The following is a 20,918-nucleotide window of genomic DNA, read 5'->3' as shown; positions in this document are numbered from 1 at the left end:
GATTCGTTCGCTCATCGGCGTGCCCTTCGTTCTCGGCGGTCCCACTCCTCCGGGCGCTTGCCCGTCGATCTTCTCACCCGCCCGGCCCAGTCCCGGGCCGCTCACAGGGCGCCCGGGCATTGCTTGCGCAAAGAATGAGAGACGCCCTGTTCCGGCCGTCGCCGCACCGCCGGGCAAATCCCCCCATCCCCTCGGAGGACAGTCATGCGTACGCGCTCCGCACAACTCAGCCATTGCGGCGTGGCCGTCGATCTCGGCGCGACCCGCACCCGCATCCACATCCGAGGCGAGGGTGTGGTGGTGGACGAACCCAGTCTGACCGCGGTCGACACCAAATCGCGCGCACTGGTGGCCGTCGGGGAGGCCGCACGGCACATGCAGGACCGCACGCCGGGCAACGTGATCGTGCGCTGCCCGATCTCGGACGGCATGATCCAGGACACCGAGCTGGCCAAGGCCATGGTGGAGGAGTTCCTCAAGCCGGTCACCGGGCGCTGGCACCGCACGTTCGGCTCGGTCGTCGCGTCGAGCCTGCCGCACGGCGCGGGGCCGGTGGCCCGGGCCGCGCTGGAGGCCACGCTCAGGGAGGCCGGGTTCCGGCGCTGCGTCATCGTGGACACGCCGGTGGCGGCGGCCACGGGCGCGGGCCTTCCGGTGCGTGCCCCGGGCGCGGTGCTGATCATGCTGTGCGGGACGGCGACCACGCAGGTGGCGGTGCTGTCGATGGGGCACGTGGTCACGTCGGTCGACACCGCTTTCGGTGCCCGCAACATCGACCACGCCATCGAGGCGTTCATCCGCCACATGTTCGGCATCACCTCGACCGGCACCGTGCTGCACGACCTGTACCGGCGGCTGGCCGTCGCGCCGGCGGACGGCCAGATCCCGGTGACGGGCATCGACGCGATCAGCGGCCTGCCGCGCACCGTTCCGGTCGACACGGCCGACCTGCACCGCGTGATCCAGGGCCCGTACGCGCTGCTCCGCGACAGTGTGGGGCGCGCGCTGCGGCGCTGCCCGCCGGACCTGGTGGCGGATCTGGCCGACCGCGGGCTGACCGTGATGGGCGGGGCCGCGTTCCTGCCGGGCCTGACGCAGGCGCTGCGGGACGACACGGGGGTGCCCGTCCACACGGCCCCCGATCCGGCGCACTGCGTGATCGACGGGCTCGGCATGATGATCGAGTCCCGGTCCGCGGCGCACGCGAAGGACGCCGCCCCGGACTTCGTGCCGGAGACCACCGGGCTCGAGGCCGAGACGACGATGTGATCCGCCGTCCCTGCGGGGAGCGGCCCCGATCAGGGGACGAAAGGCGCCGGGAGACGGCGCTTTTCGTCCCCTGACCATAGGCGCGGCCCCGGTCGGTCCCGGACGGCGTTCGGCCGCCGCCACCGGTCTCGGTGGCGGCGGCCGAACGCCGCGTCAGTTCCGGAGCGGCATCCGGATCAGCACAGGTCCTGCGGCTCGGAGACCCCGCACACGTTGTACGCGTAGGAGTTCGCGCCCCCTTGGGGGTCGCGCTCGGCGATGTCCGCGGTGCCGTTGCCGAGCAGGACGTTGCCGGTGATCCGGTGCGCCGCGTTGCCGGCGCCCGTGAAGCTCGGCACCATCACGACGCCGCCGGACATCGGCGAGTCGCCGACGTTGTCGCGGATCTGATTGCCCGAGATCCGTACGCCCTGCGCCCCGGTCAGCACCACACCGGAGCCCTGGATGTGCGCGATGCGGTCGTTGCCCGGGCAGAACATGTTGTTGGCGTTCAGGGTGTTGCCGGTGATGTCGAGGTCCCCGGCGATCGGACGGGTCTCGTCGCCCACGACGAAGACGCCCGCGCAGTTGCCGGTCAGGCGGTTGGCCTCGATCGCGGTGTGCAGCCCGCGGCGCACGTGGACGCCGATGCGGTTGCCGGAGGCGCTGTTGCCGGCCACCGCCGTCCCGCTGCCTTCGGTTTCGTCGCCGACGAACAGGCCGGACTGGGCGTTGTCGTCCGCGGTGTTGCCGACGAAGGAGCCGCGGACGGAGAACTCCTGCCCGATGCCGTGTTCGCCGTTGCCGTTCGCGTGGACGCCGGAGACCACGAGGCCGTCGGCGTACCGGCCCATGACGCCGGTCTTGCCGAAGCCCGCGACGGTGAGGGATTCGACGCGGACGCCCGCGACGCGGCGCTCGGGTGTGCCGAACGCGCAGACGCCGTACCCCTGGACGGTGCACGCGTCGGTCGCCGCGGGGTCGCCCGGGGTCAGGACGGCCTCGCCGTCGCGGGGGCCGCGCAGGGTCAGGTTGTCCTTGGTGACGAGCACGCTTCCCCGGTGTGTTCCGGCGGCGAGTTCGACGGTGTCGCCGGGGGCGGCGGCGTCCACCGCGGCCTGCACCGACTCGCCGGGCCGCACGACGTGCACCGCGGGGTCGGCGTGCGCGGGTGGTGCGAGGGCGCCGCCGGCCACCGCGACGGCGAGGGACAGCAGGCCGCCGGTCAGCGTACGGCGGGCGCGGGGGCGGCCGGGGTGGACAGCGCGGTCGGGGTGACCGTGACGGCGGGGAGCGTGCTGGAGCATGAGGTCCGTTCCGTGGTGTCGGTGGTGTCGGTGGTGTCGGTGTTCCGGTCGGGCCGGGGGTGCCCGGGCGCGCCGGTGCCGGCGCGGGTCTCGTGGTTCTCCGGGTGTTCCGCGGGGCCGTCGGCCGCGAGCACCGTGGCGACGAGCCCGGTGTCGTGGGTGGCCGACGTGAATTCGGGACGGGCGATGACGCGCCGCAGGAAGGCCGCGGTCGTGTGCACGCCGCGCCCTTCGACGCGGAGTTCGGCGAGCGCGCGGTCCGCCCGGGCGCGGGCCTGGTCGCGGTCGGGCGCCCACACGATGGTCTTCGCGAGCAGCGAGTCGTAGTCGGGGCCGATGCGCCAGCCCGGGTAGGCGTGCGTGTCGACGCGGACGAAGGGACCCCCGGGCGGCACGAACGTGTCGAGCGTCCCGGGGGTGGGGGTGAAGTCGCGGTCGGGGTCCTCGGCGTTGACCCGGCACTCGATCGCCGTACCGCGCACGACGACGTCGTCCTGGCGGATCCCGAGGGGTTCGCCCGCGGCGATGCGCAGTTGCTGCCGCACGATGTCGATGCCGGTCACCATCTCGGTGACCGGATGCTCCACCTGGAGGCGGCAGTTGACCTCCATGAGGTGGAACTCCTGGCCAGGCGACACGACGAACTCGAACGTGCCGGCCCCCACGTATCCGACCGCGCGCGCACCGCGCAGCGCGGCGGCGCACATGGCCTCGCGCACCTCGGGCGCGAGGCCGGAGGCGGGGGCCTCCTCGACGAGCTTTTGGTGGCGGCGCTGCACGGAGCAGTCGCGCTCGCCGAGATGGACGCCGTTGCCGTACATGTCGCACAGCACCTGCACCTCGACGTGCCGCGCGCCGTCGACGAAGCGCTCCATGTAGACGCGTTCGTCGCCGAAGACGGCCCGTGCGTGCGCGCGGGTCTCGGCGTACGCGCCGGCCAGGCGGTCGGGGTCGCGCACGACCCGCATGCCGCGACCGCCGCCGCCCGCGACGGCTTTGAGGATGACCGGGTAGCCGATGCCGGCGGCGGTCGCGGCGGCCTCCCGGGCCGAGGCGAGCGCGCCGGCGCTGCCGGGCAGCACCGGCAGGCCGGCCTCGGCCATGGCCGCGCGCGCCTGGGACTTGTCGCCGAGGCACTGCATGACCTCGGGCGGCGGGCCGATGAAGGTGATGCCGTGGGCCGCGCAGATCTCGGCGAAGTCCGGGTCCTCGGACAGGAATCCGTAGCCCGGGTGGATCGCGTCGGCGCGCACGGCGCGGGCGGCCTCGATGACGGCGGGGATGTTGAGGTAGCTGGCGCGGGCCGGGGGCGGTCCGATGTGTACGGACGCGTCGGCGCGGCGGACCGCCGCGGACTCCCGGTCGGCCGTCGAGTACACGACGACGCTGCGGATCCCCGCCTCGCGGCAGGCGCGCACGACGCGCAGGGCGATCTCTCCCCGGTTGGCGATGAGCACGGTGGAGAGCACGTGATCACCCGCCGCCGCGTGCTTCGAGGGCGATCAGCGGCTGGTCGAATTCGACCGGCTGGGCATCGCCGACGATCATGTCGGTCACCCGTCCGGCGACATCGGCCGTGACGGGGTTCATCATCTTCATCACCTCGATGATCCCGACGGTCTGACCCGGCTGGACGATGTCGCCGACACCGACGAACGGGCGGGCCCCCACTTCGGGGGCGTGGTAGAAGGTGCCGACCAGCGGGGCGCGCACGTACCGGGCGGCGGTCTCCCGCGGCTCGGGTGCCGTGCCGGGCGCGGGAGCGGCGGCCGTCGCGGTGCCGCGCGGTGCCGGGTCCGACGCGTGGCCGGCGTGGTTCGGCGGCGCGGGGGCGCCCGGGGAGTCCCATTCGATCTGGATGACGGTGTCGCCGACCTCCATGCGGAAGCGCCGCGTCGCGGTCGTGCGCGTCCTGTCCGCGAGACCCGCGGCGGCCGACGCGTCGGCGACCGCGACCTCGGCCGCGGCCGGCGACGGCGGGGCGGGCAGGGGCGCCTCGGCCGCCGGAACGACGGCGTGGTGCGCGGGGCTCGACCCGTTGCGGCGTTCTCCGTTCGCGAGACCGCACGGGCACAGCGCCGGAGCGGCCGAGCCGTCCGTACCGTTGTGCGTGCTCATGCCGACACCTCGCTTCGTTCGGCGCCGGGTTCGCGAAGCGCGTCCCTCGTGGTGGTTCGCTCGCTCATGAGGAGGCTCCTTCGTGCGCGTGGGCGGGTACGCCGCCGTACCCCGGCGCCGTGCCGAAAGCCCGGTAGCGGTTGCGGCGTTCGCGGATCAGCCGGTCCGGCGGCAGGTGCCGCAGCTCGGCGAGGACCGACCGCAGGGCGGTGCGCAGCAGCGCGGCGGCCTCCCCCGGTCCGGTGTGCGCGCCGTCCGGCGGTTCGGGGACGATGGTGTCGACGACGCCGAGGGCGCTGAGTTCGGCGGGTCCCAGGCGCAGTGCCGCGGCGGCGGTGGGCGCGGCGGCCGGGTCCTTCCACAGGATCGCCGCGCAGCCCTCGGGGCTGATCACCGAGTAGACGCCGCGCTCCAGGATGAGCACGTGGTCGGCGACCGCCAGGGCCAGCGCCCCGCCGCTGCCTCCCTCGCCGGTGACCACCGAGACGATGGGCACCGGCAGGGCCGACATCAGCCGCAGGTTCTCGGCGATCGCGACGGCCTGGCCGCCGCGTTCGGCGTCCGGCCCGGGGTTCGCGCCGGGCGTGTCGACGAGGGTGACGACGGGCACGCGGAGTTTCGCGGCCAGGCGCATGAGGCGCGCGGCCTTGCGGAATCCGGCCGGGGTGGCCATCCCGAAGTGGCGGCGGCGGCGCTCGTCGATGTCGTCGCCGCCCTTCTGATGACCGATCAGCATCACCGGTTGCCCGTCCAACAGGCCGAATCCGCCGACGATCGCGGGGCAGTCGGCGGCGAGCCGGTCGCCGTGGATCTCGTGGAAGTCCTCCAGCAGCCGGCCCGCGTAGTCGAGTGCGGACGGGCGGGCCGGGTGGCGGGCGAACCGCACGGTCTCCCACGCGTCACCTGCGGGCGGGGGCGTCGCCCGCGCTGCCGCCGGGCCGTCCGGCGGATCGGCGGGCCGCGGGTCGGCGGCGTCCTCGGGCCGCGGTGCGCCGTCGGCGGCGGCCCGGCCGGCCCGTGCGACACCGAGGAAGTGCGCCGCGGTGCGCCGCAGCTGTCCGCGCGGGACGACGGCGTCGACCATGCCGTGCGCGAGCAGGAACTCCGCGGTCTGGAAGCCCTCGGGCAGGCGTTCGCCGATGGTCTGCTCGATCACCCGGGGGCCCGCGAAGCCCATGCGGGCGCCGGGCTCGATGAGGATCACGTCGGCGAGCGTGGCGAACGACGCCGCGACCCCGCCGTAGGTGGGGTCGGTGACCAGGGAGACCACGAGGATCCCGGCCTCGTCGAGTTCCGCGAGCGCCTGCGCGGTCTTGGCCATCTGCATGAGCGCGAGCGGGCCCTCCTGCATGCGCGCGCCGCCGGACGCCGTCACGATCAGCAGCGGCACCCGCGTGCGCAGGCTCTCCTCGGCCGCGCGCGCGACGAGTGCGCCGACCGCGCAGCCGAGGCTGCCGCCGAGGAAGCGGAAGTCCATCGCGGCGACGACGACCGGGTGCCCCTCGACGCGCCCCCGCACCGCGAGCGCCGCGTCGTCCATGCCGGTGGCGGCACGCGCGTCGGCGAGGCGTTCGCGGTACGGGCGCGAGTCGACGAAGTCCAGCGGGTCGTACGGCGTCGGCGCGGGCTCCAGCGGTGTCTCCGAGCCTGGGTCGAGCAATTGGTCCAGCCGCTGCCGGGCGGTCAGCCGCCCGTGGCCCCCGCAGTCCGGGCACACCCGCAGCGAGCGGACGAAGCGCTTGCCGTACACGAGTTCGGAGCATCGGGCGCAGCGCACCCAGTCGGCGACCGGCTCGCGTGCCACCGCGGGGCTGATTGCTTGGTCGGTCTCGACCATGTGTTCCTCCGGGCGTCGGGGTGCGCGGTGGGGGACGGCGGCGTCAGCGGCCGACGGGCCGCTCCCACCGGTAGAACTCGTGCGCCATGGCGTCCTTGGGGCTGCGCCACGTCGCGGGGTCGTACGCGCTGACGTGTGCGGAGAGGCGGTCGCTGATGGAGCGGAACTCCGGGTGGTCCGCGACCCGTGCGACGGCGGCCTCGGGGGGCCGGTCGGCTTCGATGAGATGGAAGTAGAGGTCGTCGCCGAAGCGGAAGAGGCTGCGCCCGGTGACCCCGACGAGACCGGGGAGTTCGCCGGTGTCGGAGGACGCGAAGATGCCGGCGATGTCGTCGGCGGAGCCGGGGCGCATGCGGGCGACGATCAGGCTGCGGTGGGCGGGAGTGTTCACGTCGGTGTCCTTCGGTCGAGGGTGGGCGGTGCCTGTCGCGCGAGGGTCGGTACGCGGGCCGGGTGTGTGAGGGCTCCGCCGCGCCCGCGCGGTGCGGTGGGCCGGGTCGCGGGGTGTCGGGTCGGCCTCGCGGGTGGGTTCCCGGATGCCGGCGACGCCGTCGGTCACGGCGTCCCGGTCACGTGGCGGGCCCTGCCCCGGTCGCGTCGCGGACGGCGGGCGGTGTGTCGGCGGCCGGTGTGTCGGCCGCCGGTGTGTCGGCCGCCGGGCCGGTCGGGCCGGTCGGGCCGTCGCCGCGGGCCCACAGGCCGAAGGCCGCGAGCCACGGGTCGCCGGCGGCTGCCGTCCGCGGTCGGCCCGCGCCCGCTGTGTGGTGGCCGGGGCGCGGGCCGGTCCGCGGGTTCTCGGGCGTCACCCGAGGGGCGCGGGAGTGAGGCCCAGTTCGTCGGCGCGCTGTTGGATCTTGTCCCGGATGATCTCCATCTGCATGCGGGAGTTCCGGTTGATGTTGTCGGTCATCCACGCGTCGTCGACCGGGGCGGTGTCCTTCATCGCGAAGTCCTGCACCCAGCGCATGCGCACGCCGTCGGGCTCGTCGTGGTACTCCCAGCGGATGTGCATGTACGCGAACGGCCCGGTCTCGACGCGCTGCGCCCAGACCGTGCGCAGCTTGCGGTCCGGCTCGCGCTCGGAGACCCAGCTCCAGACGTTGCCGTCCTTGTCGGGGTGCATGGTGAGCCGGAAGGTGACCTTGTCGCCCTCGCGCGAGAGCACCTCGACCGAGGCGTACTCGGTGAACAGGTCGGTCCAGTGCTCGACGTCGTTGGTCATCTCCCACACGAGGTCGAACGGCGCGTTGATGATGATGCTGTTGTCGGTGTGGCCGGACATCGGTTCACACTCCGGAGGTCAGTTGGGAGTTGACGAGTTCGACGAACTCGCGGGGCGACTTGCGGTTTTCGGCGTCGGGGCCGAGCGGCGTGCCGTAGTTGTGCTCGATCTCGGCGACGATGGCCATCAGGCCCAGCGAGTCGAGCCCGAAGTCGGCGAAGCTCGACTCGGGGTTCGCCGCCATCTCCAGCGGGTCGGCGGCGATGCCGGCCGTGGCCTTCATCAGCGAGGACAGCTCTTCGTAGCCGAAGGGCGCGTTCATGGGCGGTTTCCTTCCTTGGGGGGACGGTCCGCCCGGCGGCGTTCGGCGCCGGGCGGACCGTGGATCACGGGGAGTCGTCGCCGGCCCGCAGCACCAGGGCGGCGTTGCCGCCCATCAGGCCGCGGCTCAGCACGAGTGCGGTGCGCAGCCGTGCGGGGCGGGCCCGGCCGGTGACCAGGTCGATGTCGTACTCGGTGGCGAAGACGCCCGGTGTCGGCGGGATGACGCCGTGCTCCAGCGCGAGGACGGCCGCCGCGCAGTCCAGCACCGGGCCGCCGCAGTACGCGCGTCCGCTGCCGGCCTTGGGCGCGGTGACCGGGACCGCCGCGCCGTGCGGGCCCAACGCGTCGGCGAGGGCGAGCACTTCGGCCTGGTCGGCGGCCGGTACGGCGAGCGCGTCGGCGAAGACGACGTCGATGTCCTCGGGGCCGGCGCCCGCCTCGGCGAGGGCGGCCGTGATCGCGTGGGCGAGGCCGTGGCGGGACTCCCCCCAGCCGGTGGTCCCGGTGAAGGTCGCCCCGTACCCCGCGACGGTCGCCCGGACCGGGACGCCGCGGCCCCGGGCGTGGTCCAGGTCCTCCAGGACGAGGACGGCGCCGCCCTCGGCCGGGGCGAACCCGCACGCGGCCGAGTCGAACGGCAGGTACGCGCGGGCGGGGTCGGTGGCCAGGCTCAGTTCGCGGTAGCCGAGCTGGCACACCATCGAGTACGGCGCGATGGGCGCCTCGGCGGCGCCGACCACCATCGCGTCGGTGCCGCGCCGGATCGACCGTGCGGCGTGCGCGATCGCGTCGAGCCCGCCGGCCTCGTCGTCGGCGAGCACCGCGCACGGCCCCTTGAAGCCGCCGCGGATGGAGATCTGGCCGGTGCTCGCGGCGTAGAACCAGGCGATCGACTGGTAGGGGCCCACGAAGGCCGGCCCGGTGCCCCACAGGTTCTGCAGTTCGCGCTGGCCGAACTCGCCGCCACCGGAACTGCTCGCGGTGGCGACGCCGACGGAGAACTCCGGCAGGTCGGCCACGCCCGCCTCGTGCAGCGCCTGGTCGGCCGCGTGCAGCGCGAAGTGGGTGAACTTGTCGGTCTGGACGAGGAATTTGTCCTCGATCCGTCCGGTCGCGTCGAAGTCCTCGACGAGTCCGGCCACCGCGAGCGGCATGTCGGCGCAGCCGTCGCGGTGGATCCGGGACAGGTGCGGCGTGCCTTCGCGGGTCGCCTTCCAGAACACGTCCGTGCCGATGCCGTTCGGGGCCACCACACCGATGCCGGTGACAGCGGCGCGCCGCGGTGAGGTGCTCATCGCCGCGTCCTCTCCGATTTGGGTCCGTGGATGGACCGGCGGTCCAGGACCACGGCCGACTGGAAACCGCCGAAGCCGCTGCCGACGGACAGCACGGTGTCGAGGGTCGCCTCGCGGGCCGTCCGCGGCACGTAGTCGAGATCGCAGTCGGGGTCGGGCGTCTCGTAGTTGGCCGTGGGCGGGACGACGCCGTGGGCCATGGCCAGGACGCACGCGGCGACCTCGATCGCACCGATCGCCCCGAGCGAGTGGCCGACCATGGACTTGATCGAACTCATCGGGATCACCCGGGCGTGCTCGCCCAGCGCCCGTTTGACGGCGGCCGTCTCGTGCCGGTCGTTCTGCTGGGTGCCGGATCCGTGGGCGTTGACGTAGTCCACGGAGGTCGGATCGAGCCGCGCGTCGTCGAGTGCCCGTCCGATCGATTCGGCCATCTCCAGGCCTTCGCGGGTCAGCCCGGTCATGTGGTACGCGTTGCCCCGGGTCGCGAAGCCGGCGATCTCCGCGTAGATGCGGGCGCCGCGCCGCCGGGCCCGCTCCATCTCCTCCAGCACCAGGACGGCGCAGCCCTCGCCGAGTACGAACCCGTCGCGGTGCGCGTCGAAGGGGCGCGACGCGTGCTCGGGGTCGTCGTTGCGTGTCGACGTGGCCTTGATCGCGTCGAAGCAGGCGACGGTGATCGGCGAGATCGGCGAGTCGGACGCGCCGGCCAGGCAGATGTCGGCGCGGCCGTCCTCGATCGCGTGCGCGGCGTAGCCGATCGCGTCCAGGCCCGACGTGCACCCGGTGGACACGGTCTGCACCGGGCCCCGCGCGCCGAACTCCTCGGCGACCTCGGACGACAGCGCGGCGGGCGAGAACGCCCGGTGCAGGAACGGGTCGGCGGCGCGGTGGTCGACGTCCCAGCGGGCGCCCTTGGCGCTGACGCGGGTGTAGTCGTGTTCCAGGCGCGTCGTGCCGCCGACGGCGCTGCCGAGCGACACTCCGAACCGCCAGGGGTCCTCGGCGGCGAGGTCGAGCCCGCTGTCGCGGACCGCCTCGGCGCCCGCCGCCAGGGCGAACTGTATGTAGCGGTCGGTCCGCTGCGCGCGCTCTCCGGTGATGCCGCAGGCCGCGGCGTCGAAGTCGCACTCGGCGGCGATGCGCGAGCGGAAGTCGGCGGCGTCGAAGAACGTGATGGCCCGGGTCGCGGTGCGTCCTGCGGTCAGCAGGTCCCAGAACGCGGGGACCCCGACGCCGCCGGGCGCGACGACCCCGACGCCGGTGACCGCGACCCGGTTCACGATTCGCCGCCGATACCGGGGTGCGGTTCGTGCGGGCAGGCCAGCTCTTCGGTGTCCACGTGACCCAGCTCGGGCTTGGGCGCCAGCGGGCAGAGGTGGAAGACCATGCGCGCCTCGACGTTGCCGGTGTTGCGGAACCGGTGCCGCATCCGGCGGGGCACCAACAGGCTCTGCTCGGGAAGCAGTTGGTGGGTGACACCGTCCAGGTCGACGTCGAGGGTGCCGCACATGAGGTGGATGAACTCCTCGGAGTACGGGTGGTAGTGCTCCGAGATCGTGTCGCCGGGGGCGAGGATCGCGACCCCCATGAAGCCGCTGGTCGAGCCGACCGTGGTGGGACTGAGCGTGACCCGCAGGTCGCCGCCCCGGCGCCGATTGGGGGCGACCTCGTCGAGCCGGACGATGCGGGCCCGGTCCTCGGCGCCTTCGCGGCCCTCGGTCCCGGCCTGCTGCTTCGTCGCGGGCCCTGCGGCCCCCGGGGTCGTGCCGGTGCTGCGTGTCGTTCGCGTGGTCGATGCGGGCATGGGCCACCTCCGAGTGGCCGGCGGACGTCGGGGGACGCTCCGCCGAGGGGGTAAGGGCGCGGCCGTCACGGCGACCGCCTTTTCGTGCCGTCAGGCGACGGCGGCGCGCCGGTCGGTGACCGGCGTCATGGCGCATCCGGCGAGCAGGCGGCGCAGCGCGCCCTCGTCGGTGAGGTCGCCGACCGGCCGGTCGAGGAGCCGGGCGAACCGCTCCGCGTCGGCCGGCGCGACGCCGAGCATGACGGCCGGGTGCGCCTCCGCGCCCGCCCGCAGGTCGACGACGCGGACCAGGAGGTCCTGGCGCACGTACACCGAACTCGCCGCGAGCGGGCCGTCGGGGTCGGCCAGCGCGGCCTCGTCGTGGCGGGCGAGGAGCCGGGCCACGGCGTCCGCGGAACCGTGCGCCACCGGGTAGAGGAACGCGGCGCGGTCGGCCTCGTCGTCGCCGGGACGCGGGCGGGCCGCGGCCATCCGGAAGTCCTCGGCGAGCGAGGAGCGCATGAAGAACTCCCGTGCCGCCTGCGGGTCGTCCAGGTTGCGGGCCTCTTCGAGGTACGCGTTGAGGGCTTCCTCGGCGGCGCGCACCTGCGGCTGCCGGGCGACGTGCTGGAGCGCGGCGCGCATGTCGCCCTGGATCTCGATGGCCCGCACGATGACGTTGTCGCGCATGAAGACCGTCGTGCGGCGCAGCGTGGTGGTGGCGTCGACCCGGGGTTCGGGCGAGTCGTAGCCGGACAGGATGCGGGCCACCTCCTCCTCGCTGCCGGGCTTGACGGTGAAGCTCAGCGCGCACCGGGTGACGTCCGCCGCCGCGCGCGGCGCACGCGGGGCGCGCGCCGCGGCGGACGCGCCGGGCGCGGTCACGGGGTGCTCCGGCCCGGTCTCGCGCGCGACGGCGTACCGCAGGGAGCGGGTGCCGCGCACGCAGCCGTGCAACGGCCGCACCATGAGCTGGTGTTCGGGACTGTCCACCCATTCGAGGAACTGGTCGGCGTCGGCCCACTCACTGGTGATGAGCCACTGCGTCGGGTCCTCGATGGACTGGCAGAGCTGGTCGCGGAGGTGGCCGGGCACCTGGGCGACCTGGTCGCGGATGCTTTCGTAGGCGTCGAGGAAACGCTGTTGCGATCCTTCGTGGATCTCCAGCATGAGCAGTACGCGCAGCTTCGACTCGTCCGCAGGTGCCTTGGGCTCCTTGGCGCGGTCGGCGTGGCGCTGGACCGTTGTGTCCATGTCCGTCCTTCAGTCGTTGGCCCCGTGTCTGAGGTTGGACGCTTATGCCACAGAAGGCACCTTTTATTGGCATATGAGTGACAGTTCGGCGTGTCGCGCACGCCGCGCGCGGGCGCCGGGCACCCGCCACCGGCCGACTTCCCCGACAAGCGCGAAAGCGGAGGCGAGCATGCCCCAAAACGAAGAACGGGTACCGGTGTTGGTGGTCGGCGGGTCCTTGGTGGGCCTGTCGGCGTCGGTTTTCCTGGGACGGCTCGGCGTGCGGCACATCGTGGCGGAACGCCACTCCGCCACGTCGCACCACCCGCGCGGACGCGGCAACAACGTCCGCACGATGGAGCTGTACCGGACCGCCGGCGTCGAGCGGCAGATCCGGGACGCGTCGTCCGTCCTCTCCGGAAACCACGGCATCCTGCGGGCCGGCACCATCGCCGGCAGCGACCAGGAGTGGCTGTTCAAGGAGATCGACCCGGGCGGCGGACTCGCGAGGTTCTCGCCCAGCTCGTGGTGCCTGTGCAGCCAGAACGACCTCGAACCGGTCCTCGCCCGGCACGCGGCCGACCTCGGCGGGTCGGTCCGCTTCGGTACCGAGCTGATCGACTTCGAGCAGGACGCGTCCGGGGTGACCGCGATCCTGGAGGCCCGCGACACCGGCGAGCGGCACACCGTGCGCGCCGACTACCTCATCGCCGCCGACGGCCCGCGCAGCCCCGTGCGCGGACGCCTCGGCATCGACGTCACCGGCCCCGGGGCACTGTTCCACAACGTCAGCATCACGTTCACCTCCAAGCGCCTGGCGCAGTACGTCGGCGACCGCCGGTTCATCGTGTGCTACCTGACCGACCCGCGCGGCGAGGGCGCGCTGCTGCCGGTCGACAACGTCGAACGCTGGGTCTTCCACGCCCCGTGGCACCCCGAGGACGGCGAGGAGCTCGACACGTTCACCGACGACCGCTGCGCCGCCCACATCCGCGCGGCGGCCGGCGTCCCCGACCTGGACGTGCAGATCACCGGCCGGGCGCCGTGGCACGCGGCCGAGCGAGTGGCCGACCGCTACCGCGAGGGGCGCGTCTTCCTGGCCGGCGACTCCGCGCACGAGATGTCCCCCACCGGCGCGTTCGGCTCCAACACCGGCATCCAGGACGCCCACAACCTCGCCTGGAAGCTCGCCGCGGTGCTCGCCGGACGCGCGGACCCCGCACTCCTCGACACCTACGACGCCGAGCGCCGGCCCGTCGCGGTGGCCACGGCCGCGCGCGCGTCCACGCGGTCGGCCGAGCACAGCCACCCCGGGTACGCGGCACCCCCGGTGCCCGGTGGCGGCGGGCGGCAGAACGGCATGCTGGGCGTGGTGCTGGGCTACCGCTACACCGCCGGCAACCTGCTCGGGGCCGACCCCAGGCACCCCGTGCTGCCCGAGGGCTTCCGGCCCCCGGACGGCATGCCCGGCACCCGCGCGCCGCACGCCTGGGTCAGCCGCGACGGCGAACGCGTCTCGCTGCTCGACCTCTACGAGACCGACTACGTGCTGCTCACCGGCGCGGGGCCGGCCGGCGAGCCGTGGCGCCGCGCCGCCGCGGCGACGGGCGCGCCGGTCGTGGCGTACGCGGTGGCCGCCGAGGCGTCCGCCGAACCGGGGCTCCTGGTCACCGAGGACGGCGCCGACTGGGCCGCGTTGCACGGGGTCGAGGCGGACGGCGCGGTGATCGTCCGCCCCGACGGATTCGTCGCGTGGCGCTCCCGGTCCGCGGCGGCCGATCCTGAGGACGAACTGCGGCGGCTCGCCGCCGCGTTGGCGATGCGCACGGCGCGCTGAACCCACCGCACGCGTACGGCCGCCGGGCGGGATCCGGCGGCCGTACGCGTCGTGTGCCCGGCGCGCCGCCGCCCGCCGCCGGGGCACGGTCAGGTCGAGGACACCAGGTGCGCGAACGCGACAACGTTGCTGGTGTAGTCCTTGTTCTGCTTGTCGTAGACGCCGCCGCACGTGATCAGGCGCAGTTGGGCGTCCGACGTCTCGCCGTACACGCGGTCGTTGGGGAACGCCGTCTTCTCGAACACCTCGACGGAGTCGATGCGGAACGTCGCCGTCCTGCCGTCCGCGCGGTCGACGGCGATCTCGTCGCCCGGCCGCAGGACGCCGAGATTCCAGAACACCGCGGGACCCGACTTGGTGTCGACGTGCCCGACGAGGATCGACGCGCCGCGCGCTCCGGGCGCGGGGCCGCCCTTGTACCAGCCGACCAGATTGGAGTTGGTCGGCGGCGGGACCTCCAGCACACCCGATGCGTCCAATCCGAGGCCGACGACCGGGGCGTTGACCTTGATGCGCGGAATGTGGACGCGGTATGGCGGCGACGACTTGAGTGTCTTCGCGGTCGGCGACGGGCCCGCGGCGGACCCGTCCGGCGACGGCGTACCCCCGGTGTCCGGCGCGGCGGCGGAGCCCGCCGTCGGCGCCGCCTGCGCCACGGGGGGTTGCGGCGGCCCGGGGGTGCCGCCGAGGTCGTTGCCGATCACGCACACGCCGAGGATCACCGCCCCCGCGGCGAAGGTCAGCAGTTTCAGGCGTCCGGGGCGTTGCGGGGCCTCGGCTCGCGGAGCGGACATCTGTCGCCTTTCTCTGTGCCGGTGCCGCTCGTACGGCCGATACGAACGGAAAAGCCGTATGCCGTGGCCACCGCCGCTGTTGCGACGGTGGCCACGGCACGAGATCGGCGCCGGACCGGTCAGGCCCGCGCGCCGCCCACCACCGGCCGACGGCGCACCGCGTACGCCGCGAGGCCGAGGCCACCGGCGACCAGGACGCCGCCGGCCGCGAGGCCCGCGTTGTCGTCGAGAGCGCCGATGCCGGCGTGCGGGCCGCCGTGCGGCTTCTTGTTCTCTTCCCACTTGCCGCTTTCGCCGCCGCTCCACGACTTGTCGGGGCTGCTGCTGTCCGACGAGCCGGCCGCTGGGCCGGACCCGTGGGAGTCGGCGTGGGCCGCGGGGACGGCGAGGGTCAGGGCCGCGAAGCCCAGGGCGGTACCGGCGACGAGAGTGCGTACACGACGCATAGTGCTGTTCCTTTCGGCGCGCGCCCGAACAGTTGACGGGGCGTCAACAGGGGGATCGGCGCGGCGTCTTCTTCACGATGGACGGGTGATCGCGGGTGCGCGATCGCAGTTGGTGCTTTCGGGGCGGCGTGCTGCGCCCGTGCGGCGGACCCCGCAGGGAAGTTCACCCGACAGGGTCAGCCTCGGGTTTCGCGGTGCGGGACCGCCCGGCCGACGCGGCGGCGGGGCGCGCCGGGACGACGCTGTCGAACATGTGCAGCGTGGGGCTGATCGCGCGGATGTCGCCGATCTCCAGGCCCGCCCGGGTCATCGCGGCGACCATGCTCTCCCGGGTGTGCTTGGCACCCCCGACGTTGAGCAGCAGGAGCAGGTCCATGCCGGTGCTGAACCGGAGCGACGCGGACTCGTCGACCAGGTTCTCGATCACCACGACGCGGGTGCCCGGCTCGGCGGCCTCGACGAGGTTGCCCAGGGTGCGGCGCGTGCTGGTGTCGTCCCATTCGAGGATGTTCTTGAGGATGTAGACGTCCGCGTGGACCGGCACACCGTCGCGGCAGTCGCCGGGGACCAGGGTGACCCGGTCGGCGAGCGGGCCGCCGCGGCGCAGCCGGGGGTCCGCGTCGGCGACGACCGCCGGCAGGTCCAGCAGCGCCCCGCGCAGGTGCGGGTGCCGCTCCAGGAGGGTGGCGATGAGCAGGCCCTGCCCGCCGCCGATGTCGGCCACGACGCGGGCGTCGGCCAGGTCGAGCACGGCGGCGACGTCCTGCGCGGACTGACCGCTCGACTGGGTCATGGCCCGGTTGAACGTCTCGGCGGACTCCGGCGCGGCGTTGTGCAGGTAGTCGAAGAACTCCATGCCGAACACGGCCGGGAAGACGCTGCCGCCGTGCCGGACCGCGTCCTCCAGCCGGGGCCATACCTCCCACGTCCACGGCTCGGTCGCCCACAGCGACACGTGGCGCATGCTGCGCGGGGTGTCGGCGCGCAGCAGCCGCGAGGTGTCGTTGTGGGCGAAGCGGCCGTCGGCCTGCTCGGCGAAGACGCCGTGCGCGACCAGCGCCCGCATCAGGCGGCGCAGCGACCTGGCGTCCACGTTCAGGCGCTTGGCCAAGTCCTCCGCGGATTCCGGGGTTTCCCCCAGGGTGTCGGGAACGTCGAGGCGCAGTGCGGCGCGTACGGCGGCCGCCGCCATCGCCCCGAAGGTGAGTTCGCGCAGGCGCATTCCGGCGTCACGCGCGTCGGTGGTCCGGGAGTCGGTCATGTGTCGACCCGCCCTTTCTCCCAAAGTATGGGTGGGGTACGGCAGTCCGCCGGGCAGTGTCCGGCCGGGCGCCGGGGCCCCCGTTGCGGTGGTCGTCAGCCGGTGGGGCCGAACGTGTAGGTGTAGCCGCCGACGGCCTCGACGACGTCGACCGAGCCGGAGGCGCCGGCGTACGCTCCGCTGCCGCGCACGATCATCAGGCGCATCGGGTCCGCGGTGCCGGGCATGACCGTCTGGTCGCGGTAGTGGTGGATGCCCTGGACGATCAGGCTGCCCTCGGGGACGCGCAGGGTGTGCGTGCACTTGGCGATGACGCGCGTGTCGCGGGTCTTCTCCACCACACAGGCGACGGAGTCGTCGCCGACCTGCTTGCCGGCGGCGTCGCGGACCATGGCGTACGTGCCCCAGCTCTGCCCCTCGACCACACCGAGCGGCTTGCCGCCGCCGACGACGACGGCGCGGTACTCGGTGGTCTCGGCGGCGGAGGCCGAGGGTGTGGCGGCGATCACCGCCGCGACGGCCGCGGTCGCGGCGATGCTGATCGTGCGCAACATGAGATCTCTCCTGATCTGCGGGATGTGCGGGGCTCGCGGGATGGGGTGGTCGGGTGCGCGGGCTCGCGGGCCGATGGGCCCGCGGGCCGTGCGAGTCGGCGGGTTCGCGCGGGCGCGGACGCCTCGGTCTCGCGGACCGTGGGCCGGGTGGGCCGCGCGGCGCGCGGGGTCTTTCGGCTTGGGGGCCATGCGGGTTGGCGGTTCGCGGGTTCCGCCGATCGCGGGCCGCCCACCCACGATGGAGCGCGCGCCGGGCCGCCGCACCCGGAGCCGGCGGGCGGTGCGTAGCCCGTTCGGCCCCGTCCGCGGCCGGACCGGAGAGCGCCCGCGCGAGCCGCCGGCGGAATGCGCCGACCGCGCGGCGACCGCACGGGCACGGCGCGGATCGGGCACATCGGCGACCGGCGGCCCCGCTCGGCGCGCGTGTAGCCCATGGCCGCTCGCGGCGCGTCGCGACGTGCCGAGCGGGTTTTGGACATTCCCCCGTTCGGATGCCGAAAGTGGGACGATGGCGGGGCGTTCGGGGGCGCTCACATCCGTGCGGCCGGTTGCGGACGTGCCGGGCCTCGGCCCGGCTCACGCGACGATTCGAGGTGAGTCCCCATCGCCGGCCCCCGCCCCTCGGCGCAGGCGCCCGCCTCCGGCCCCGGAGCACGCACGCGGATCACCGGTCTCGACCTCGCGCGCAGCGTCGCGATCTTCTGGATGTTCGTCGCCCACGTCGGGCCGGACCGCGACGCGGGCGGCGTCAACCGGCTGCTGTGGCTCGGCGACGGCCGCTCGGCGGCGCTGTTCGCGGTGCTCGCCGGGGCCACCCTGACGCTCGTCCACCGTCGGCCGCCGCCTCCCTGGCAGGGACGGGAGGCCGCCGCGGGGTTCCGGAGCATCGCCGCCGGGACGCTCGTGCGGTCGGCGGTCCTGCTGCTTCTCGGGACGGCGCTGGCCGGGCCGGACACCGGCGCGCTGGTCATCCTGCCGTTCTTCGCGCTGTATTTCGTGGCGGCCCTGCCCGCGCTGTGGCTGAGCACGAACCGCCTGTTCGTGGTGGCGGCGTGGTGGGCCGGGCTGGGCCCGGTGGTGTCGTTCGTGCTGCGGAACGGGTGGCGGCAGACCGACCCGGGCTACCGGGTGCCCGATCTGACGGCCTTCGGCGATCCCGGCGAGCTGGCCCGCACGTTGTTCGTCACCGGCTCGTATCCGGTGCTCACGTGGATGCCGTTCGTGCTCGTGGGGATGGCCGTGGGCCGGCTCGACCTGCTCGACCACGCGGTGCAGCGGCTGCTCGTCGAGTTCGGCGCGGTCGCCGCGGTCGTGGGCTACGGCTCCTCGTGGCTGCTGGTCCACGTGTTCGGCGGGCGCGACGCCCTGGTCACGGCGGCGAACGACTGGATCGACCCGAGCGCCGCGCACGGCGACCCCGTCCTGGCCCTGCTGCGGTGGTTCACCGGCACGGTTCCGGCCGACGACCCCGTCTGGCTGATCGTCGCCCAGGGGCACAGCGGCACTCCGTTCGAGATCGTCGGCGCCTCCGGGGTCGCGTGCGCGGTGGTGGGCGTCTGCCTGCGCGTGGCGGCGGCCCCCCGCGCGCGGGCCCTGATCGCGGTGCCGGTGGCCGTCGGGACGATGTCGCTGACCGTCTACACCGTGCACCTGCTCGCCGGCTGGTCGCCGCTGACTCCGGGGGCGGGATCGTGGGGGCGCCTGGCCGCGTTCACCGTCGTGGCCGGGGCCGGCGCGTGGCTGTGGCTGCGTTTCGCGGCGAAGGGCCCCTTGGAGACGGTCCTGGCGTACGTCACCCCGCGGCGTCGGCGCGGCTCCCCGGCCCCGGCGCCTCCCCCGGCGGCCGACCCGGGGGCCGAGTGACGGCGTCCGCCGCGGCTTCCGGCCGCGGTGCGGGCGGGGCCGCGCCGCCCGGGCGGGCGCCCGCGGCTTCCGCCGGGGCGGCGGACATCCGCCGCGGGTCGTGCGGGCGCTGCTCGGGCTCCGGCTCGCGCGCCCCTCGGCGGCCGTGCGTCGCTCCGGTGCGCGCTCCCGGCCGCGGGGGCTCCCCCGATACGATCGATAGTGGTGATCACGGCCCTGGGGAGGTTGGCGTGGGCATGTTCCGTCGGGAACCCAAGCGCGACCCGCGTGACGCGCCGCGCGATGCCGCGTTCGAGTTCCTGTCCGCGGACGAAGGGCGCCGGATGCGCGTGCTCACGCGCGAGGCGTTCGCCGAACGCGGGCTGGAGGTCACGGTCTTCGCCGACCACCTGACCGACAGCGCCAACCGCCGGTACAAGCTCCACGACATCGCCGCGAGCTGCCACAACAACGAACGCGGCCGACGGGCCTGGGAGTCGCTGATCCACGACCACGTCGACAAGCTGGTCCGCGCGAGGGAGGCGCCGTCCGCCGTCGAGACGATGCCCGCCGACGAGCTGTGGGCCCGGCTCTATCCGCGGCTCACGGCGGCGGACACGCTGCCCAACGACCCGGGGTTCGGCTACGCGACCGTGCCCGCGCCGGGGCTGCGCGAGGTGCTCGCGCTCGACCTGCCCGAGGTCGTCCAGACGCTGCCGAGTGAGGCGCTGGGGCGTCTCGGCGACCTCGCCGAGCTGCGGCTCCGGGCGATGAACAACCTGCGGGCGCTGCCGATCGAGGACCACGACATGGTCAAGCAGGACGACGGCGCGCGGTTCCGGCTGGTCGTCGGCGCCTCGTTCTTCACCTCCAGCCGCGTGCTCGTCCTCGACGAGCTGGCCGAGCGCCTCAGCGGCGAGACGATCGGGCCGCACGGCGCGCTGGTCGCGATGCCGTCCCGGCACCTGCTGGCGTTCCATCCGATCAGCGGCACCGACGTCCTCCCGTCGCTGAACGCGCTCGCGACGTTCGCCGCCCACCGGTACGACGAGGCCCCGGGGCCGGTGAGCCCGTACGTGTACTGGTGGCGGGCCGGGCGCCTGGTGCAGTTGAGCGAGCGGAGCGAGGACGGCCTGGCGATCATGGTGGGACGGGAGTTCCAGGAGGTCCTGGAGGAACTGCTGGGCGACGACGGCGGGTTCTGACGCCCGCGTGGCTCAGCCGCCGCCGATCACCGGGAGTTGCGGCGGGCACTTGCTCGGTTCGACGACGAAGCGCCCGGTCGGCCTCGTCCGCACCGGTATGTCGTAGCTGAAGCAGCGGTGGATGGTCGACTTCCCGAACGTCGTCGTGCGCTCCTCCTCGGCCTCGACGATGCCGGAGATGCCCTCGGCCGAGCGGTCGATCTCGACGACGCGGACCTTGACCTCCCAGAAGTCGAGCCGCAGGTTGTCGCCCATCGGCGACGCCCCGGTGTCGAGTGAGCCGGCGACTATCGTCGCCCAGTGGCGGGCGTGTTCGAGGGCCTGCTCCTCGGTGCGCTTCAGAGCGCGCTTCTGCTCCAGGCGGAGCATGACGACGACGCCCGAGACGACCAGGCCGGCGATCACCACCGAGACGATGATCACCGAGAGACAGCTGAATCGCGGCGCGTCCCGCCTGGCCATGACGAACCCCTGTTGTCGCGCGAATGCGAACCGCGCACGGGTGGCCGGTCGGACGCGACCCCGGGTCGCCGACCGCCGGACCGGCGCGGAAACCGCACCCTATCGACCGGTGGAGGCCGCGGTGCAGGCGGTGTGATCACGGGCGGC

General features: G+C 74.1%; 20 protein-coding genes. 4 read left to right on the top strand and 16 right to left on the bottom strand.

From position 1 onward, the window contains the following. Positions 1-204: 204 nt before the first annotated feature. The gene (locus LO772_RS28920; protein ID WP_231774960.1) at positions 205-1,269 is read left to right on the top strand and encodes a rod shape-determining protein; all 1,065 of its coding nucleotides are present in this window, start codon (positions 205-207) and stop codon (positions 1,267-1,269) included. Between the two features lie 176 nt (positions 1,270-1,445). On the opposite strand, the gene LO772_RS28915 is transcribed toward LO772_RS28920, so the two are convergent. From LO772_RS28915 to LO772_RS28865, 11 genes are all read right to left on the bottom strand, one after another. Next, positions 1,446-2,555 (bottom strand): right-handed parallel beta-helix repeat-containing protein, encoded by a 1,110-nt coding sequence (locus LO772_RS28915; RefSeq protein ID WP_231774959.1) that lies wholly within the window; start codon positions 2,553-2,555, stop codon positions 1,446-1,448. After that, positions 2,474-4,024, bottom strand: a complete 1,551-nt coding sequence (locus LO772_RS28910) for an acetyl-CoA carboxylase biotin carboxylase subunit (RefSeq protein WP_231774958.1) — start codon at positions 4,022-4,024, stop codon at positions 2,474-2,476. The genes LO772_RS28915 and LO772_RS28910 overlap by 82 nt, the downstream gene beginning before the upstream one ends. Positions 4,025-4,028: 4 nt before the next feature. Continuing rightward, positions 4,029-4,673 (bottom strand): acetyl-CoA carboxylase biotin carboxyl carrier protein, encoded by a 645-nt coding sequence (locus tag LO772_RS28905; protein ID WP_231774957.1) that lies wholly within the window; start codon positions 4,671-4,673, stop codon positions 4,029-4,031. A gap of 64 nt (positions 4,674-4,737) precedes the next feature. Then, positions 4,738-6,510: an acetyl-CoA carboxylase, carboxyltransferase subunit beta gene (gene accD, locus LO772_RS28900; protein WP_231774956.1), complete on the bottom strand. Its 1,773-nt coding sequence runs from the start codon at positions 6,508-6,510 to the stop codon at positions 4,738-4,740. Between the two features lie 43 nt (positions 6,511-6,553). Then, complete coding sequence (locus LO772_RS28895) at positions 6,554-6,901, bottom strand: TcmI family type II polyketide cyclase (protein WP_269453111.1); 348 nt, start codon at positions 6,899-6,901, stop codon at positions 6,554-6,556. Between the two features lie 411 nt (positions 6,902-7,312). Then, positions 7,313-7,792, bottom strand: coding sequence for an SRPBCC family protein (locus LO772_RS28890; RefSeq protein ID WP_231774955.1), 480 nt, complete (start codon positions 7,790-7,792; stop codon positions 7,313-7,315). Positions 7,793-7,796: 4 nt separating this feature from the next. Further along, positions 7,797-8,054, bottom strand: coding sequence for an acyl carrier protein (locus LO772_RS28885; protein WP_231774954.1), 258 nt, complete (start codon positions 8,052-8,054; stop codon positions 7,797-7,799). A gap of 64 nt (positions 8,055-8,118) precedes the next feature. Next, positions 8,119-9,351, bottom strand: a complete 1,233-nt coding sequence (locus LO772_RS28880) for a beta-ketoacyl synthase N-terminal-like domain-containing protein (RefSeq protein WP_231774953.1) — start codon at positions 9,349-9,351, stop codon at positions 8,119-8,121. After that, positions 9,348-10,637: a beta-ketoacyl-[acyl-carrier-protein] synthase family protein gene (locus LO772_RS28875; protein ID WP_231779769.1), complete on the bottom strand. Its 1,290-nt coding sequence runs from the start codon at positions 10,635-10,637 to the stop codon at positions 9,348-9,350. The genes LO772_RS28880 and LO772_RS28875 overlap by 4 nt, the downstream gene beginning before the upstream one ends. Then, positions 10,631-11,038 (bottom strand): cupin domain-containing protein, encoded by a 408-nt coding sequence (locus tag LO772_RS28870; protein WP_231779768.1) that lies wholly within the window; start codon positions 11,036-11,038, stop codon positions 10,631-10,633. The genes LO772_RS28875 and LO772_RS28870 overlap by 7 nt, the downstream gene beginning before the upstream one ends. Positions 11,039-11,248: 210 nt before the next feature. Continuing rightward, the gene (locus LO772_RS28865) at positions 11,249-12,391 is read right to left on the bottom strand and encodes a SchA/CurD-like domain-containing protein (RefSeq protein WP_231774952.1); all 1,143 of its coding nucleotides are present in this window, start codon (positions 12,389-12,391) and stop codon (positions 11,249-11,251) included. A 169-nt stretch (positions 12,392-12,560) separates the two neighbouring features. Between LO772_RS28865 and LO772_RS28860 the strand changes: the two genes are divergently transcribed. Then, positions 12,561-14,207: an FAD-dependent oxidoreductase gene (locus LO772_RS28860; protein WP_231774951.1), complete on the top strand. Its 1,647-nt coding sequence runs from the start codon at positions 12,561-12,563 to the stop codon at positions 14,205-14,207. Between the two features lie 89 nt (positions 14,208-14,296). Here the strand turns inward: LO772_RS28860 and LO772_RS28855 are convergent, their stop codons facing one another. The 4 genes from LO772_RS28855 to LO772_RS28840 form a co-directional block, all read right to left on the bottom strand. Next, the gene (locus LO772_RS28855; RefSeq protein WP_231774950.1) at positions 14,297-15,001 is read right to left on the bottom strand and encodes a class F sortase; all 705 of its coding nucleotides are present in this window, start codon (positions 14,999-15,001) and stop codon (positions 14,297-14,299) included. Between the two features lie 119 nt (positions 15,002-15,120). Then, positions 15,121-15,447: a hypothetical protein gene (locus tag LO772_RS28850; RefSeq protein ID WP_231774949.1), complete on the bottom strand. Its 327-nt coding sequence runs from the start codon at positions 15,445-15,447 to the stop codon at positions 15,121-15,123. 163 nt (positions 15,448-15,610) lie between these two features. After that, positions 15,611-16,708, bottom strand: coding sequence for an acetylserotonin O-methyltransferase (locus LO772_RS28845; RefSeq protein ID WP_231774948.1), 1,098 nt, complete (start codon positions 16,706-16,708; stop codon positions 15,611-15,613). A 95-nt stretch (positions 16,709-16,803) separates the two neighbouring features. After that, positions 16,804-17,262, bottom strand: a complete 459-nt coding sequence (locus LO772_RS28840) for an allene oxide cyclase barrel-like domain-containing protein (protein ID WP_231774947.1) — start codon at positions 17,260-17,262, stop codon at positions 16,804-16,806. A gap of 603 nt (positions 17,263-17,865) precedes the next feature. Here LO772_RS28840 and LO772_RS28835 point away from each other — a divergent pair. Further along, positions 17,866-19,125 carry a heparan-alpha-glucosaminide N-acetyltransferase domain-containing protein gene (locus LO772_RS28835; RefSeq protein ID WP_331717355.1) on the top strand — a complete coding sequence of 420 codons (1,260 nt, stop codon included), beginning with the start codon at positions 17,866-17,868 and terminating at the stop codon, positions 19,123-19,125. Between the two features lie 236 nt (positions 19,126-19,361). After that, positions 19,362-20,309: a hypothetical protein gene (locus LO772_RS28830; protein WP_331717354.1), complete on the top strand. Its 948-nt coding sequence runs from the start codon at positions 19,362-19,364 to the stop codon at positions 20,307-20,309. Between the two features lie 12 nt (positions 20,310-20,321). Here the strand turns inward: LO772_RS28830 and LO772_RS28825 are convergent, their stop codons facing one another. Next, complete coding sequence (locus LO772_RS28825; RefSeq protein WP_231774944.1) at positions 20,322-20,771, bottom strand: hypothetical protein; 450 nt, start codon at positions 20,769-20,771, stop codon at positions 20,322-20,324. Between the last annotated feature and the right edge of the window lie 147 nt (positions 20,772-20,918).

It is taken from the genome of Yinghuangia sp. ASG 101, from assembly GCF_021165735.1.
Taxonomy (GTDB): Bacteria; Actinomycetota; Actinomycetes; order Streptomycetales; family Streptomycetaceae; genus Yinghuangia.
Note: the sequence above shows the minus strand (reverse complement) of the source record. Positions and strands in the feature narration are given on the sequence as shown.